15 protein-coding genes and 1 pseudogene are annotated in these 16989 nt (G+C 36.6%); 9 read left to right on the top strand and 7 right to left on the bottom strand.

Features of this window, described 5'->3' with window-relative positions:
* Positions 1-2352: DUF6359 domain-containing protein (locus WAK64_RS13910; RefSeq protein ID WP_336587591.1), on the bottom strand; the 2352-nt coding region annotated here is incomplete at its 3' end.
* Between the two features lie 634 nt (positions 2353-2986).
* On the opposite strand from WAK64_RS13910, the gene WAK64_RS13905 reads away from it, so the two are divergent.
* Both WAK64_RS13905 and WAK64_RS13900 read left to right on the top strand, forming a co-directional pair.
* Complete coding sequence (locus tag WAK64_RS13905; RefSeq protein ID WP_336587590.1) at positions 2987-3781, top strand: NosD domain-containing protein; 795 nt, start codon at positions 2987-2989, stop codon at positions 3779-3781.
* A gap of 246 nt (positions 3782-4027) precedes the next feature.
* Complete coding sequence (locus tag WAK64_RS13900; RefSeq protein WP_336587589.1) at positions 4028-4957, top strand: right-handed parallel beta-helix repeat-containing protein; 930 nt, start codon at positions 4028-4030, stop codon at positions 4955-4957.
* Positions 4958-4999: 42 nt separating this feature from the next.
* On the opposite strand, the gene WAK64_RS13895 is transcribed toward WAK64_RS13900, so the two are convergent.
* Positions 5000-5218: a hypothetical protein gene (locus tag WAK64_RS13895; protein WP_336587588.1), complete on the bottom strand. Its 219-nt coding sequence runs from the start codon at positions 5216-5218 to the stop codon at positions 5000-5002.
* Between the two features lie 306 nt (positions 5219-5524).
* Positions 5525-5656 (bottom strand): annotated as a pseudogene (locus WAK64_RS22445) (ribonucleotide-diphosphate reductase subunit beta); the annotation flags it as partial.
* A 108-nt stretch (positions 5657-5764) separates the two neighbouring features.
* Between WAK64_RS22445 and WAK64_RS13890 the strand changes: the two are divergent.
* From WAK64_RS13890 to WAK64_RS13880, 3 genes are all read left to right on the top strand, one after another.
* A complete protein-coding gene (locus WAK64_RS13890) occupies positions 5765-6028 on the top strand; it encodes a hypothetical protein (protein WP_336587587.1) in 264 nt (87 codons plus the stop codon).
* A gap of 752 nt (positions 6029-6780) precedes the next feature.
* Positions 6781-7002 (top strand): hypothetical protein, encoded by a 222-nt coding sequence (locus tag WAK64_RS13885; RefSeq protein ID WP_336587586.1) that lies wholly within the window; start codon positions 6781-6783, stop codon positions 7000-7002.
* Entirely contained in the window at positions 6999-7619 is a 621-nt protein-coding gene (locus WAK64_RS13880) for a right-handed parallel beta-helix repeat-containing protein (protein ID WP_473700448.1), read from the top strand. Before WAK64_RS13885 ends, WAK64_RS13880 begins: the two co-directional genes overlap by 4 nt.
* Positions 7620-7793: 174 nt before the next feature.
* Here the strand turns inward: WAK64_RS13880 and WAK64_RS13875 are convergent, their stop codons facing one another.
* The gene (locus WAK64_RS13875) at positions 7794-7946 is read right to left on the bottom strand and encodes a hypothetical protein (protein WP_336587585.1); all 153 of its coding nucleotides are present in this window, start codon (positions 7944-7946) and stop codon (positions 7794-7796) included.
* Between the two features lie 134 nt (positions 7947-8080).
* Here WAK64_RS13875 and WAK64_RS13870 point away from each other — a divergent pair, with 134 nt between their 5' ends.
* The 4 genes from WAK64_RS13870 to WAK64_RS13855 all read left to right on the top strand — a co-directional run bounded on the left by WAK64_RS13870 (position 8081) and on the right by WAK64_RS13855 (position 12368).
* Positions 8081-8341 carry a hypothetical protein gene (locus tag WAK64_RS13870; protein WP_336587584.1) on the top strand — a complete coding sequence of 87 codons (261 nt, stop codon included), beginning with the start codon at positions 8081-8083 and terminating at the stop codon, positions 8339-8341.
* 182 nt (positions 8342-8523) lie between these two features.
* Positions 8524-8787 (top strand): hypothetical protein, encoded by a 264-nt coding sequence (locus WAK64_RS13865; RefSeq protein ID WP_336587583.1) that lies wholly within the window; start codon positions 8524-8526, stop codon positions 8785-8787.
* Between the two features lie 580 nt (positions 8788-9367).
* The gene (locus WAK64_RS13860) at positions 9368-10252 is read left to right on the top strand and encodes a right-handed parallel beta-helix repeat-containing protein (RefSeq protein ID WP_336587582.1); all 885 of its coding nucleotides are present in this window, start codon (positions 9368-9370) and stop codon (positions 10250-10252) included.
* A 1078-nt stretch (positions 10253-11330) separates the two neighbouring features.
* Positions 11331-12368 carry a right-handed parallel beta-helix repeat-containing protein gene (locus tag WAK64_RS13855; protein ID WP_336587581.1) on the top strand — a complete coding sequence of 346 codons (1038 nt, stop codon included), beginning with the start codon at positions 11331-11333 and terminating at the stop codon, positions 12366-12368.
* A gap of 501 nt (positions 12369-12869) precedes the next feature.
* On the opposite strand, the gene spo0A is transcribed toward WAK64_RS13855, so the two are convergent.
* The 3 genes from spo0A to recN form a co-directional block, all read right to left on the bottom strand.
* Positions 12870-13649: a sporulation transcription factor Spo0A gene (gene spo0A, locus WAK64_RS13850; protein ID WP_336587580.1), complete on the bottom strand. Its 780-nt coding sequence runs from the start codon at positions 13647-13649 to the stop codon at positions 12870-12872.
* 239 nt (positions 13650-13888) lie between these two features.
* Positions 13889-15163 (bottom strand): SpoIVB peptidase, encoded by a 1275-nt coding sequence (gene spoIVB / locus WAK64_RS13845; RefSeq protein ID WP_336587579.1) that lies wholly within the window; start codon positions 15161-15163, stop codon positions 13889-13891.
* 131 nt (positions 15164-15294) lie between these two features.
* Positions 15295-16986 (bottom strand): DNA repair protein RecN, encoded by a 1692-nt coding sequence (gene recN, locus WAK64_RS13840; protein WP_336587578.1) that lies wholly within the window; start codon positions 16984-16986, stop codon positions 15295-15297.
* Positions 16987-16989: the final 3 nt, after the last annotated feature.

Below are 16989 nucleotides of genomic sequence, written 5' to 3'. Positions count from 1 at the left end.
TTCAAGGAAATATAATGTTCCAGAGAATACATCGCCTGCATCTAGTAATAATGAGTTTTCATTTGCTGCACGTTGTTCTTCAACTGCAGTGATCAATTGAGGATACATTTCAACATTTGCATGTGTATCATTTGTGTGCATGATTGAAAGATTAAACGGTCCTTCTGGTTGCACTGTTTGTGATAAATCTAATTGAGCAAGTAATGGATCATGGTCACTTGCACGACCGTGCTCCTCCATATACGGAGAGTTAATATTAATAATATCAATTTCTGCATTTGCAGCAAGATTATTAGACACTAGGATATGATCAAGAACTTGAGCATTTCCTTGATACGTGTAAGTGTATCTTTCTTCTTGAGGAAGCATTTCAACTAAATTTGTTAATACGTTTCCTTTTAATGTTTGTAGTGAATCAGAAAATTCAAAGTCATTTAAATCTCCTAAAATTACTACATTAGCATTTTCATTTTTTGCAAGAATATCTGCTGTAAAATCATTGATGATTTGAGCGATTTCTTGACGTTTTGGAACACTTCCTAAAGTAGGAGGTTGGTTTTTACCGAAAAGACCTTGATCTCCTCTTTTAGAATTAAAGTGGTTCGCAACTACGATTACATCTTCACCATTAAACGTAAACTGTGCAGCTAATGGCTTACGGCTAGAATCAAAAGCTGAGTTAGTTGGATCCACTCTACCTGGGTTGAATGTTAACGATCCATTTTCATATCCAACAGCTGTTGTAGCATCACCTGGTGTACCTTCAGATAACTCTACTCTTTCCGTATTGTAAAGGAAACCTACACGAATGTTTCCACCCGGTGCTCCCCCATCTACTTTATCTTCAGGAGCAATTTCAGTCCAAGCGTAAGTTGGCCCACCGAAGCTAGCGATTGCGTCACTTAAGGCTTTATAGTTACCTTCCGCTGTTACAACGCCGTCATCTGTTTGACCGCTATCATCTTGCATCTCCACTACTCCAATGATATCTGGAGAGTTTAAGTTAGAAACAATGGAATTCGCAATTTTATCGCGTTTGTCTGTATCATCTGCATCAAAGTTCTCAATATTATAGCTAACAACCGTTAGCTTTTCATCGTCCTTTTCAATCGTTGTCACGTCATCCGTAAATGGACGTTCCTGAATTGAAGGTAGTGAAGAAGAATCCACTAAAATTTTATAGTTTGTATATGTGTAACTAACAACTCCTGTAACAGTACCGTCGAACGTATCTCCTGCCTTTACAACAAAATCACGATCATCTAGTAAAAGGAGCATTTTTTCAGGGTTTTGATTATCTGCTGTCAGTAAAGGAGCGCCTTCTTTTGTATAAGCCTTCCCTTCAACTTGCTCAAGAATTACAGGAATTTCACCATATTTTTGTGGCCCTGTAACTGAAGGACTTTCTAAAGAAACTAGCATTCCTTCTAAACTTTCATAGAAGTCAATTCCATCTTCTTCGGGATCAAATACACCAAATGCATCATTATCAATGATTTCAGTTGGAGGAATAACGTCCTCTCCAATGACAATGGCAGCAGGTAATGGATTTCCACTAGAAACTTTCGTAACCGTTTTAGCATTAATTTCTGTCATTGCTAAGTCTGTATCAAAACGATCAGAGTATCCATCTAGAATCCATTCTTTTACTAATCCATTAACCGTTACAACATCTCCACTAACTACTCCATGACTAGGCTTGTAAACAAGAATTCCTTCTGAAGTGTTAGGATTGTCATCTGGAGTCTGTTCTTGCATATAGAAATTATTACTGTCAACTACATGAGTAACAATTCCTGGTACTTCTGCTACATTTTGATCAACATACGGTGAATTATGGCCTTCACCTTGAATGTCATGAATTTTTAATCCTTCTACACCTTCAAATGGCTCTTCAACCGGTGGTTCTGAAGGCTCTTCCCCATCAAAAATTACAGAGGTTGGGCTCTTTAATCCAGGAGTTCCAAAATAAGCTTGAAGATTTCCCGTAATTACAACAGCTTTACCAATATTGTCAGGGTTTGCTTTTAAGCCAAACTTTGCACGAAGTTCGCTTGGAGAAGACGGTAGTTGCACTGGTAAAATTTTACTAGGGTCCGTTTCATCCGCACTATCTGCGATGGCAATGTTTGTGTCACCTCCAAAAGGTGCCTCTTGGTCATAACTTGGGCCACTATTTGTATACCCAACAATATATCCTTTAACAGTCGCTGTACCTGCATTGTTCTCAATGGCCTCTTGAACAGAAATAATTGTTGAGGCTTGAGTTACTGCATTTAATGGCACAATATAGCTTACGAGTAACGTCATAACCGTTACAACCGTTAAAAGCTTTTTCATATGCTTTGTCAATGTTTTTCCTCCTCTGATTGTAGTTTCATGAAATAAGTAAATCCTTATTTCACAACAGTTTAAATCAGGACTTGACGCAACCTTTTGGTGTAAGGGGTTTCAAAAAATCGAAATGATATCAGCATGCAAAAATATAACAGATATAAGTTTTTTATTTCTGTTTTTTATTTCTACATACCGTATTGGTAAAATTATCTATGAAACCACTATTTTTTACGTCTTTTTGTCCCAAATAAAATATATCACTATTTAATAAAAAAACATAGTTTTTTAGCATAATATTTTCCGGCAAGTTTTGTCATCAAAAATACTCAGAAAATACTTATAAATCAAGGGTTGTTTAGATGGAATCCGTTTGATAAATTGTTATAAATTTCATGGTAATTCATCCCTTTTATTATTTTGAATAAAACGGAAATTTTTTTACTAATTAATCATATTTTTTATATTTTTACATTGTTAATTGAAACACTTCTCTCCTTACATATGTTAGTTGGATAATTAACTGACTATCGTTTCGGTGAAGTATGAAACTGTAGTCCCGCTTAAGTACCGTGTCTCCTCGAATCAATCATAAAACTTTGCAATGTTTCATAAAGTGTATGAACGTTCATTACTCTAGGAGTGAGGTGTTATGGTGCAGGATTCAAATCCTAAAGGTTTTCAAGCTATCCTTATTATGTCAACACTCCTTTTTTTACTTGGCTTAACTGTACTAATTAGTATCATTCATAGTAAAAAAACAATTGTAGTGCCTGATGACGTTATGACGATTCAAGGTGCTGTTCATGTAGCCAACCATGGTGACACGATTTTAGTTAAGGCTGAAGGTGGCCCTTATGAAGAAAATATTGAAGTGAATAACAAAAACATTAGACTAGTCGGTATTGGAAAAGAAAAAGTGATACTAAGTGGATCCATGATTGGTGGAAAAGGAATCGTCATGAATACATCTAGTATGGTATTGAAAAATTTTAACATCCAATCTTTTTCAACCGGAATAGAATTGAATTCAGGAAAAGATAACATTATCATTCACAATGCAATGAATAACGAAGAATCCGATATTATTTTCATTAATTCCTCAGACAACATTATAAAAAATAACAGGACTGAACGCGCCAACGTAAGCATTATATTATTAGAATCAAACGATAACATCATTCATCAAAACACCTTAAACACTCATACTCAAGTCGGCATGTTTATCGATGAATCCGATAGCAATCTCGTTATAAAAAACAAGCTAAATGATATTGGTGAAATCGGTCTTGTTCTTAATTTTGATACTAGTGACAATAAAATTATTGCCAATACTATAATTGGTAGTGGGATCTTCGACATTGCTGATTTTGGTGTCAACAATATTTTCAATAATAATAAATGCAATTTGAGCAATCCACCTGGCCTTTGCAATGAGACAAAGTGAAGGTGGATTAATAAGCCGAGTTTCTTATGGAGCTTGAATTTTTTGTAAGCTTATTGATTAAATATAGCGTTACTTAGACACAATCGACACCGCTAAACACCCCGACCCGGTAATTGCTACGTAATTAGTATATAAAAAGAGATTGAGCATCAATAATTAAACGTACAATTACCCTTATAGTACAGGCCGTTGAAGCACACCTTTCATATAATCTAGTAACGTTGATTATGAAGGGAGGTTTATGGTATGACATTACGAATTGTACCTTCGGATATGTATCCAACCATGCAGTCTGCGATTGATGATTCTAGCTCTGGCGATAGTATAAAGATACTCGCTGGGACGTTCGATGGGTTTGAGGTAGACGTGGATAATTTGAAAATTTTTGGTTGTGGGATTGGCCGGACAATTATTGCAGGTGCACCAGCACAGGGAAGTGACGATGGAATCGTTGTAAATGCCGATCGAACAACTTTGCAGGGATTTACGGTGCAAGGGTACGGGAATGATGGCGTTTTAGTAATTTCTAATAATAATGTGTTAAAGAATATTAAATCTAGTTTAAACACTAATGTCGGGATTTGTATTACTGGAAGAAATAATCTTATCATCAAGTCTACTTCAAACTTTAATGGAAATGCTGGAATAGACTTTACCGACCAAATAAACACTTCTGTTCATAATTGTGCTATCCATTGTATTAGCCAAAATAATAGCCTAGTAGGTTACCGATTGGATAGTTTGCACAACAGAATCATTAAAAGTCAATCCAAGGAAAATAACATTGGGATTTCTTCATCAACCGACAGTGCACGAAATACCGTAATGGATAATAAGGTCAATAATAATAGTATTGGTATTATTATTTTTCTGAGTGAGATGGTTCTTAATAACTTATTTTGTAATAATTTCAACAGTGGCATTGTTCTACCTAATTTTATTATTGTTAGTGCAATGTTTAATATAGTCGACTCCAACATCGTCCGAAACAACGGTACTGACGTTACAGATGCAGGCATCCTAGTAGAAGACGGAACAACCGACAACACCATCCGATTCAATAAAGCAAGAAATAATTTCGATTTTGATATTGAAGCTGATCCACCTGCCGATCTGAATAATACATTTGACGGCAACCAATGTGGAAATAGTGACCCGCCTGGACTGTGTACCTAAACAAACACTGGGTGTGTCAACTCGACGCGTACTCATTTGTTTCTAACTCACAGTATTCCCAATTCCGACAAACAACTGCATCATTAACGGCATAAGTTGTACGAGTATATACTCGATTGAGGCGTTTTGTTTAAGCGAAATGCCTTTTTTTATTTTAATTATCATGAACATGAGCGCACCTAACAGCAAGAACGCCTCGAGGATTTTCTCTTTCTCCTGCCCTTTCACATATATGTGCGTAATGATTAGCGTATTAGTCAAACTCGCCGCCCGTTAAGAAGGTCCGATATACTTCCCACCGTTTGTACTTTCAGTTGAAAAAAATTTTCGCATTGCTCCTTTATTAGAAGTCGTTAACCGCGAATATTTTCCACCGACTTACCTTCGCATTTTCGCTCATTGCTTTCGTCGATACTCTGTCGTCGTCACCCATACGAGGTTATATCAATGCCATTCGTTGAGGTCTTCACGTCGTCTAAAGATAATCGAATAGTCGCCGTCTTCTTATTGCTGTAGTATCTAGCAACAAAAGTAGTCCAATGACTTTTAAAAGTTAGCGAGTATTCATTTGTACTTCGGATATGCCCATGGAAAGCGAACGTTATCCCTATTTAATACATTTGATGACTGTCCGCTAATAATGCACGTTGAACAATTCGAGGCATTTGCTTCGATGAATTTACGTTTTTTTAAATACATTTATTCGTCCTCCTTCGTTAACCTATAAGATTCTTTTTCGTAAACCCAAGCACCCTTCAACCATATTTCATAATATAAAAAGACAATTTTTTTACGGAGGTGATTATTATGGAGCTAGGATTTGATATTCTCCTCGTTCTCTTACTTTTATTCCTTGTAACTATTTTCTTTTTCTCTGCTACTTTTGCCGTTATCTTTTTATTCCAAAGAGGTAAATGCGACAAAAAAGATAACTGCCTATGTTTTATCGGTCCATTTATAGCAATAGCTGCTGTAGCAATTGCTTTAGGACTCATAATTGCTGGGTTAGAAGTTGGCAATCCTCTACCTAATGAAGTTTCTAGCACTCTCATTCTCCAGAAATTTATTTAATATCATTTATTGAATCTCGGGTTAATTCCGAGTTTTTTTTGTATTAGAAATATCAACTCGTGCACCATTCGAATTCCACAATATCGTGCGGGATTAGATACTTTACTGTTTCTCTTATTTTCCGCGACTTTTGCCGTTATCTTTTTATTTCAAAGAGCCAAATGCGACAAAAAAGATAACTATCTATGTTTTCTTGGACCATTTTTAGCAATAGCCGTCGGAATCCTTATAGCTATTGTATTTATCATAATTGAGCAACAAGTTCAGATAGCCTCTGGCGTACATCTTCTTCAGCAATTTATTTAATAATATCTTTTAATCTTGGGCTCGCTCCAAGATTTTCTTATTGCATGCCTGCTTTCGTAAATAATGTGGGCATTAGCTACTGCCATATGATAGCTTAAAGTAGGCATGTAAGGGGGGATTGAGATGTGGCGAAAATGTGTATCAAGCTTATTATTATTTTCTGATGATGAATAGAAATAGTTTATTAGGGCGATAGAGCGTGATAACAGTACCAACAGAATCCAAATTATTCAAGATAAAGATATAAATAGATACGAAGCATTCCATTATTTCGCACAATCTGTCGTTACCGCTAAACACTCCAATCCGATAATTATCGCCTTATTAGCGTATAATAAACGAGTCAACATCAATAGTTAAATGTACAATTATCCTTATAGTACAAGCCGTTATAGCACTCTTTTCATATAATCTATTAATGCTGATTATGAAGAGAGGTTTACGAAATGGTATTACGAGTTGTACCTTCGGTTATACATCCAACCATGCAGGCTGCGATTGATGATTCAAGCTCAGGCGATAGTATAAAGATACTCGCTGGGACATTCGATGGATTTGAGGTAGACGTGGAAAACTTGAAAATCTTCGGTTGTGGAATAGGTCGGACGATTATTGCTGGAGCTCCTGCGCAGGGTAGTAACAACGGTGTAGTTGTGGATGCTGATTGAACAACATTACAAGGGTTTTCAGACAACTAAATACAGGTGTTAACACTAGTGGTATGTTGATAAATGGAAACAACAACGTAATTATCGAGTGTTCTACCTTGATGAATCAGAGTGAAGGAATTGTTATCTCTTCTGGACAAAATAACTGTGTAATAAAATGTGAAAGTAATAATAATAACAATGATGGGTTCTTTATTAATAGTTCACCTAATACAATATTCGGAAACATTTCTATTCAAAGTAAAAACAGAGGTATTCTAGTTATGGCTTTTACCAGTAATAATAATATTGTTAAGAATTTAATTTGTAATAACAGTAGAAGTGGAATTGAAATTGAAGGTTTTGCTGTTGTAAACGTCATCGATTCCAATATCGTAAGCATCAACGGTACAGATATGACAGATGCTGGTATCCTCGTTCAAGATATCGCAATCGACAACACTATCCGCTTTAACAAAGCGACAAATAACGTCGATTTTGATATCGAAGCTGAACTAGGTGCAGAACCACCAAAAATACTTTCGACGGCAACCAATGTGGAAATAGTGACCCGCCTGGACTGTGTACCTAAACAAACACTGGGTGTGTCAACTCGACGCGTACTCATTTGTTTCTAACTCACAGTATTCCCAATTCCGACAAACAACTGCATCATTAACGGCATAAGTTGTACGAGTATATACTCGATTGAGGCGTTTTGTTTAAACTAAATATATTTATCATACACATGAGCGTACCAACCGTCAGTATCACCTACGATATTGGATAACTCAACGCTTGAATTATATGGACTAACGGCATGAACGCCTCGACAATTTTTTCTTTCGCCTTTTAAGAAAAGCCCACGAAAAGCGAACGGTTTCCCAATTCAATACACCGTTTAAGCTGCCCGTTGACCGATTCGGGGCACTTGCGTCCATGATTTTGCGATTGTTTAACGCCATTTATTCGTCCTCCTTCATTAATCTATAAAATTCATTTTCGTAAATACAACTACATATACAGTTCATTAACCCAAACACCCTTCAACCGTATTGCATACTATAAAAAGACAAACTTTCCCACGGAGGTGAACATTGTGATTGGATTTGATATTCTCCTCGTTCTCTTACTTTTATTCCTTGTAACTATTTTCTTTTTTTCTGCTACTTTTGCCGTTATCTTTTTATTCCAAAGAGGTAAATGCGACAAAAAAGATAACTGCCTATGTTTTCTCGGTCCATTTATAGCAATAGCTGCTGTAGCGATTGCTATAGGAATTATTCTTGTTGGGTTAGAGATTGGTGGCCCTCAACCTGATACAGTCTCAAGTACTCTCCTTCTCCAAAAATTTATATAATCGTACTTTTTGAATCTCGGAATCATTCCGAGATTTTTTATATTATAAATATCAACTCTAACTTCAAACGCATTCAACAAATTCCCGATTTCGACCGCAATTAATACGTTGTCTTTAACCCAAGCACCCTTTAATTATATTGCATAGAATAAAAAGACACGTTTTCTATGGAGGTGAGCATTGTGTTAGGATTAGATATTTTACTGTTTCTCTTATTTTTCTTCCTCGTAACTATCTTCTTATTTTCCGCGACTTTTGCCGTTATCTTTTTATTTCAAAGAGGCAAATGCGACAAAAAAGATAACTGTCTATGCTTTCTTGGACCATTTTTAGCAATAGGTGCTGTAGCAATAGCAGTCGGAATCCTTATAGCTGTTGTATTTATCATCATTGAGCAACAAGTTCAGATAGCCTCTGGCGTACATCTTCTTCAGCAATTTATTTAATAATATCTTTTAATCTTGGGCTCGCTCCAAGATTTTTTTATTGCATTTTGAGCTCGAGCGTCAAACGCATTCAACATACATCAAACAAAAAAAGACGTCTCCTATTCACCAAATATAGACCTGTAAATAAAAGTCCTTCGTCGGCAATTCTCCGATATGTCTGTCGGTAAGTAGCGAAAACTTTTTAAGAAAAAAACTCCTAGCATTTACATAAATACACTCCACAAAAAGTCCAGCCTTGTGACATCTCTTTTTGATAAGGGGAACGAGAGGAAACGAGGGAAGAAAAAATTTAAATAAGTCTTACCCTCCTCATCATAGTGGAGGGGCTATTATTATTAACGAATATAACTATCGAAATTATTTGAGATAACGCTAAAAATAGATACGAAGCATTCCATTATTTCGGGCGTACTGTTGTCACCGCAAAACATTCCGACCCGATGATCGCAGCCTTATTAGCATATAAAAGACGAGCCAACATCAATAGTTAAACATACATTTACCCGCATAGTACAAGCCGTTTTAGCACTCCTTTCATATAATCTAGTAACTTTAATTATGAAGGGAGGTTTACGATATGGTATTACGAATTGTACCTTCGGTTATGCATCCAAACGTGCAAGCTGCGATTAATGATTCAAGCCCGGGGGATAGCATTAAAATCTTAGCTGGGACGTTTGATGGGTTTGAGGTAGACGTGGAAAACTTGAAAATCTTCGGCTGTGGGATTGGTAGGACGATTATTGCTGGTGCTCCAGCCCAGGGAAGTAACAACGGTGTGGTTGTGGATGCTGATCGAACAACATTGCAAGGGTTTACCGTGCAAGGGTTTGATCAAGATGGTATTCTCGCAAACTCAAATAACAACGTCTTAAAGGAGATCGAATCAAACTTTAATTTAAGTATCAATATCGCAGGGAACAATAATTTAATCCTGAATTGTCATTCAAAGTTCAGTGAAACTGGGTTCGACATAAATGGTGATTCTAACTGTGTAATTCGTTGTGAAAGTACTCAAAATGGGGATGGTTTTCAAATTTCTAGTATAATTAACAAAATTATTAATAACCATTCAATAAATAACGAATTTTCAGGGGCTTTAGTGCTCAGTAGTCAAATTATCCTCAACAACAAAATTATAGGTAATGGGGAAAATGGCTTATTCGTTGGTACTGAAAATAATATGATGATTGATAATATGGTTTGTAATAATGGAGACTCAGGTATCTTTATACCAAGTAATACAAATACAATCGACTCCAACATCGTACGTAACAACGGTACAGATATTAATAATGCAGGTATCCTTGTCTTAGCAGGCTCAACCGACAATATTATCCGTTTCAACAAAGCGAGAAATAACGTCGATTTTGATATCGAAGCTGATCCACCTGCTGATATGAATAACACCTTTGACGGCAACAAATGCGGAAATAGTGACCCTCCTGGACTGTGTACCTAAACGAACACTAGGCGTGTGGACTTAACGCGCCCTTCTCCGAATTCGCACCTTTATCCCGCAACTACTCGTCAGCACCTTCTTCGGTTGTTCCCGCTTCATCGAATTCACAAACTCCGAAAACAAATGCGCCTGGAACAATTGAATCGGATATTCACCGTCTAGCCCATATCGTTGTTCAGCGATTATCAACACAGCGGCACTATGTCGCCAAGAACGCCACTTCTATATAAATCGATCTTTTCATGCATCTGCTTCTCCTAGTAGATGCTTCTTTGTACTTCAATAAAAAACGGTGTACGAGGAAACACGCAATACACATCGGGCTCAGCCGTTCCCTTTCCACCATACTTCGGCTCAACTTGAAATTTTCGAACGTGCCTAACTTGCGACTCTCTTTGTACACGGTAAGAATAGCGAGAAAGTGGCCAACCTTTTGCGAGTTTTTCTTCATTGATGATTCTAACTCGAAGTACTGTTTGCCGAATAGACGGAATTCTTCACCCCTTCGAAGTTTATTTCTGCAATGGAATCCCGATCCATTACTTGAAAACGATTAAGGTCGTCTATAATCGCCTTGTGGCGTTTAGTTAATGACATCGTTGAACACATTTTTTCGGTTAATGGTGGCGTTGTTGATTTGACTCACTTGGCGTCCTTAGCTACGTAAAATGGTTCCAGTAATTTGCGTGCTTTGTCTTGCGTTAAGTATGGCGCTTGCAACTCCTGCAATTTGTCGCTGTTCAAAACGAACCGCCCTGCCGTTCTAACTCGTCAATACAAACGACTAGGTACGGAAGTCTGTGTATAATCAGCAACTCATCTACGTGCGACACTTCGAACGTTTCCGTTAAATCACTTTTTTAAATTTGCTAAAATATAGTTATATTCCCCTAAATTTCTTCAGTTTTTCATCTTATCCCTCTTTTTCTATTATAAGTCTTCGGAAATTAAGTTAATTTCTTCGGGATTTAGACAACCAAACTGTGTTATCTTCTTTCATGTTATTACCTCCAATCATAATACTTTCGGTTCCTTCATACAGTGTAAGAGTGTTATTTATTCGCAAATGGGGGATGTTATGAGTGCATCAAAACGAAACAGCTTTTTTCTGATTGCCATTGTTTTCACCACGCTCTTCTTTTTAACTATCCTCACCGTAATAGGTATCATAATCTTTAACGAAAAAACAATCGTTGTGCCAGATGAAGAAGACACGATATCAGGTGCAGTTGGTATGGCTGATCCTGGTGATATTATCTTAGTTAATGCTAAAGAGGATGGGACTCCTTATGAGGAAGAGGTTATGATTAATAAAGAAAATATTAAATTAATTGGAACTGGGAAGGAGCAACCTGAATTAGATGGTACTGGGTTTTTAAATGGAATAACCATTGAAGACACATCACGTGTACTGGTGAAAAATTTTATGATACGAGATTATAGTGGTGAAGGTATTTTCTTAGATAATTCTACAAAAAACATGATTATAGAGAATATTGTAATCGGTAACGGTGGAGATAGTTCATTAAATGCTGGAATTAGACTAATGGATGCTGATGAAAATATTATTAAAAAAAATAAAATCAATGATAATGTTGAGCATGGTATTCGATCATTTAATTCAACTAGCAATATGATTAAAGAAAATACTGTTAATGGGAATATTAATCAAGAAGGTATTCATTTAATTCTGTCAAATAACGACATGATTACAGATAATATAATTAATGTAAACGATTTTATTGGCATCCTTATAGAGGATTCATCTAATATAAAAATAAAAAGAAACACTGCTAATAATAATGGTGAGTTTGGTATTGTATTATTCGAATCGAATGACAGCCTGGTATATAGAAATATCGCCAACAATAATGGTGATGGCATTGGTGATGGCAATGGCATCACTATTAACGAATCAAACAGGAATGCGATTATAAAAAACAGCACAAACTTAAATAGCATTGTTGGTATTGATTTAGAGGATGGCTCTATTGATAATGATGTTTTCTTTAACAAGGCTTTCAGCAATGGAATGTTTGATATCATAGATGAAGACGGCAACAACCATAAAGGGAACGAATGTAACACAAGTAACCCTCCCGGTCTTTGTAATTAGTATTCTTCTGGAGGTTTTGTTAAAACTCGAATTGACTTGCCGCTGCCTCGCCCGTTGGAAACTCATTCAAAATGCCGTATTCAAATAGCACAATTACACAATTAGTTCGGTATAAAATCCTCGCCACCATTACGCCCTTTCTCCACGCCTAACATGGAGATCCCTTCTTTTGCTACGGAATCGAAGCCGACTAAATTGTCGCAATATCTAGGAGCCTTTTGCTCGTTTTTTCCTGATTGCGTGTCGGCAATTTGAGTTCACGTTTGCTCGTAACGTCATTTCGTTCTTCTTGACAGGGATTTACTTTCGCAACACATCATAAAATTATCCCCCTCCAAAAGCAAAAAAAGACGCCTCCTATTCACCAAATGTAGACCGGTAAATAAAAGACGTTCGTCGACAACTCCCCGATATATTTGTCGGTATGACTTGGACGTTTATCGGTAAATAGCGTAAGCTTTACAATTGCTAAAACTTCGAAAAATCCCGAAATACAAACGTTTAACTAGCGCGATGTTCTAGGCGTAGCTTGTCTGCAACCATTGCGATGAACTCGGAATTTGTAGGCTTTGCTTTTGACATACTGACAGTATAACCAAATAACGAAGAAATAGACTCAATATTCCCTCGACTCCAAGCGACTTCAATTGCGTGTCTAATAGCACGCTCGACTCGTGAGGCAGTCGTATTGTATTTCTTGGCGATATCTGGGTATAACACTTTTGTAATCGAACCTAGCAGCTCAATATCATTGTAAACCATTGAGATGGCTTCTCGTAAATATAAGTAACCTTTAATATGAGCTGGAACACCTATTTCGTGAATAATACTCGTGATGCTTGCATCTAAGTTTCTAGCTTTAGGCTCACTTTTTGGTATGGATGATTTTTTTACTAAAGGATTTGATTTTCCACTCATTTGACGAATATGATTAACTAAGTTCCCCATATCAAATGGCTTTAAAATAAAGTAAGCAGCACCTAAGTCCACGGCTTTTTTCGTAACATCCTCTTGGCCAAAGGCTGTAAGCATAATAACATTAGGAATATTCCCTTTTTCTCTTTCTCTTAAGCGTTCTAGCACAGCTAGCCCGTCTAAATGAGGCATTATAATGTCTAACAGCAGTACATCCGGCTCTACTTCAGCAAGAAGCTCTAAACAGTCTTGACCATTGTAAGCGACTCCAACTGTTTCCATATCATCCTGTGCTGCAATATATTCTTCAAGCAACGAAACAAGCTCACGATTATCATCCACAATAGCAACTTTCACTTTTTTCAATGCTATTTCCTCTCAATGTCCATTTTTATTCTCTCTATTTTTCATAATTGTACAAATTCGACAACGGAGCGAAATTTCCTCTAATTTTTGAAAATAACTAAAAAAAGACAAACTTCTCTCGTGTATTCTCTATATTCTTCTTATTTTCGACTTCATTCATCCCTCTACTCCATTTGTCGAAAAATATCTTGATATTTCTATTATATCATAAGAATTCAGGCGGTTACCCGCCTGATAAATTAACTCGCTTTGTTCCCTTTCTTATATATATCGATACCTGCTTCTGAAAGCATCCATTCAATATGAACACCATATCCTGATGTAGGATCATTTACAAAAACATGCGTCACGGCACCGATTACTTTTCCTTCTTGAATAATAGGGCTTCCGCTCATTCCTTGAACGATACCACCTGTTTTCTCAAGTAACTTAGGGTCCGTTATCTTTATAACCATTCCTTTCGTAGCAGGAAACTTTTGCGGGATTGTACTTATAATCTCTATGTCGTACAATTCTACTTCGTCTCCTTCTACTACGGTTAAAATTTGAGCTTTCCCTTCTTTGACTTGATGGGAAAGAGCAATAGGCATTGGTTTCGATAATAAGCCGTTGTTAATATCTTGATTCAATTTTCCAAAAATTCCAAACGGACTATTTCGATTGATGTCCCCAATGACTTTTCGGTCCTTTGAAAATCGAGCTAATTTTTCTCCCGGTTCTCCATTCGTTCCTTTCTCAATAGAAGTAACCGTTGAACGCACAATTTGTCCATCTTCGACCACAATTGGCTTTTTCGTATCCATATCTGATATAACATGTCCTAATGCACCATATTTTTTTGAAACCGGATCGTAAAAAGTCATTGTTCCTATTCCAGCAGCTGAGTCACGAATGTACAAACCTAACTTAAAATTACCGTCTTCTCCTTTAACTGGTGTTAAGTTCGTTTTTACTTCTTCAGATTCCCGAAGAAGAATAACTTCGACTGCACCTCTCGTTTCTGCTTTTTTCATTGCAGTAGCGACATCTTCTAGCTTTTCAACCTTCTCCCCTTCAATTTCAGTAATTAAATCTCCCACTTCAATCCCAGCTTCTTCTCCAGGAGATTGTTTTTTACCATCTTTCTCAACTAAATGATGTCCAACTACTAGTACACCGACTGTATTCAATTTCACTCCGATGGATTGCCCACCAGGAATCACTTTAAAATCTTTAATTACTTCTACATTGACCTTCTTTATTGGAAACCCTGCTAGTTCCAACATGACTTCTTCATTTCCAGTATTCATCCCTTTCATTGCTAATGTACTTTTCCGATCAGCAACTTGAAGGGTAGAAGAAGCAGTAACTGCGTCTATATTATAGGGTTTAGAGACTGAAATTTCGTCTCCTTCCATAATTACTATTTTTTTTGGAATGGCTAATACGTTAGAAAACGAATTATTCATTCCAATTAAGCATAGCGAAACAAGGAGAATTCCACCAAGCCATTTCCTTAGAGCTTCCCATTTCAAATTTTTTCACTCTCCTCGCTTCTAATCCACACACACTTTTTGAAATTGGCTACAGTTATAATTTAGCCTTCATTAGGCTGAAATATAAGTGTTTGAATAAGAAAAAAGCTACCCTATTATGGATAGCTTTTTCAGGTATTTTTAATGGAATTCGCAATTTGTAATAATTCTTTTGCATGTTCTTTTGTTAAATCGGTAATCTCAACACCGGAGATCATTCTGCCTATTTCTGAAATCTTCTGTGCAATTTCAAGCTTTGTAACCGAAGTACTAGTACGACCATTAGAAGTCTTTTTCGCAATAAACAAGTGTGAATCTGCCATTGCGGCAACTTGAGGTAGATGCGAAATACACATGACTTGAGAATGAACGGAAATTTGATGTATTTTTTCTGCAATAGCTTGAGCGACTCTCCCACTTACACCAGTATCTACTTCATCAAAAATGATTGAAGTAATCCCTTGATGTTTAGAGAAAATGGTTTTTAAAGCCAGCATAATGCGTGATAACTCTCCCCCAGAAGCAACCTTTGACAACGGTTTTAGTGGCTCCCCTGGGTTTGTTGTAATATAAAATTCCACATTATCCATTCCATCACTTTTAAACAAATCGTCTTTCGTTGGCAAAAAGCGAACATCAAAAACTGTTTTATCCATATACAGCTCTTTAAGCTGAGCTAGAATCTTTTGTGTTAGTTTTTTGGCCCATTTTTTTCGAATACTTGTTAAGTTTCTCCCTTCAAGGCGTAAATCTTTTTGAAGAGAAGCTATTTTTTCATCTAATTGACGTATTCTTGATTCTCGATTGGTAATAGATTCAATTTCCTCTTCAATTTGTGAAGCGTATTCTATTATCTCTTCAATTGTCGACCCATACTTTCGCTTTAATGCATTAATTTCATTTAACCGAGCTTCAATAGTATTTAATCGTTCTGGGTCAAATTCCAATTGATTTAACTGAGCACTTACTGAACGAGCCGCATCCTCTAAGATGTAAAATGAATGGGATACGCCTTCTAAGATTTTCTCAAATTGAGTATCAATTTCTGCAGCTGTTTCTAAATGACTCATGGCAAGACCTGTCCAATCGAGACCTTTTTGTTCTCCTTGTAAACTTTCGTAGGATGTTTTTAAAGCATCAAATAATTTCTCAAAATTGCTAAGCTTTTCTTTTTCGTTAAAAAGCTCTTCATCTTCATTTAACACTAGTTTTGCTTTTTGAATTTCATTTAGTTGAAACTGAATTAAATCTAGGCGATGTGCCATTTGTTGCTCATTTTCGTTTAGCTTCTGAATTTGCTTTGATGTTTCCTCATATTCGTTATATAAATCAAGATAGCTATCATGTGCCGTTTGAACCTCTTTGCCACCATATTGATCTAAAAGACCTAGGTGAAAGCGGTCATTCATTAATTCCTGATGCTCGTGTTGGCCGTGAACATCAATTAAGGCTGACCCAATTTCTCTTAATGTAGAAAGCGTAACTAATTTACCGTTAATTCGGCAGACGCTTTTTCCTTGAGAAGAAATTTCTCGTCGAAGAACAACCATTTCGTCTTCAACTTCAATTCCCACTTCCCGTGCTTTTTCATAGCAAGGATGGTCACTTCCGTCTAATAAAAACAGGCCCTCAATTTCTGCTTTTTTTTCTCCATGGCGGACAAACTCTGACGACCCACGCCCTCCAACAAGTAAGTGAATGGCATCAATGATAATTGACTTTCCAGCACCGGTTTCTCCTGTCAGGACCGTTAACCCTTCCTCAAATGATAACGAAAGGTAGTCAATGATTGCAAAATTACGTATAGTTAACTCTTTTAACAACTC

It is taken from the genome of Bacillus spongiae, assembly GCF_037120725.1.
Classification (GTDB): Bacteria; Bacillota; Bacilli; order Bacillales; family Bacillaceae_K; genus Bacillus_CI; species Bacillus_CI spongiae.
The sequence above is the reverse complement of the archived record's forward strand: the minus strand, read 5'-3'. Positions and strand labels throughout refer to the sequence as shown.

What these genes read in the sequence shown, in the direction of transcription:
- WAK64_RS13875 (WP_336587585.1), bottom strand. Translation starts at nt 7,946, where the DNA reads ATGGCGTTAAACAATCGCAAAATCATGGACGCAAGTGCCCCGAATCGG.
- WAK64_RS13900 (WP_336587589.1), top strand. Translation starts at nt 4,028, where the DNA reads ATGACATTACGAATTGTACCTTCGGATATGTATCCAACCATGCAGTCT.
- WAK64_RS13885 (WP_336587586.1), top strand. Translation starts at nt 6,781, where the DNA reads ATGGTATTACGAGTTGTACCTTCGGTTATACATCCAACCATGCAGGCT.
- WAK64_RS13860 (WP_336587582.1), top strand. Translation starts at nt 9,368, where the DNA reads ATGGTATTACGAATTGTACCTTCGGTTATGCATCCAAACGTGCAAGCT.
- WAK64_RS13905 (WP_336587590.1), top strand. Translation starts at nt 2,987, where the DNA reads ATGGTGCAGGATTCAAATCCTAAAGGTTTTCAAGCTATCCTTATTATG.
- WAK64_RS13890 (WP_336587587.1), top strand. Translation starts at nt 5,765, where the DNA reads ATGGAGCTAGGATTTGATATTCTCCTCGTTCTCTTACTTTTATTCCTT.
- WAK64_RS13855 (WP_336587581.1), top strand. Translation starts at nt 11,331, where the DNA reads ATGAGTGCATCAAAACGAAACAGCTTTTTTCTGATTGCCATTGTTTTC.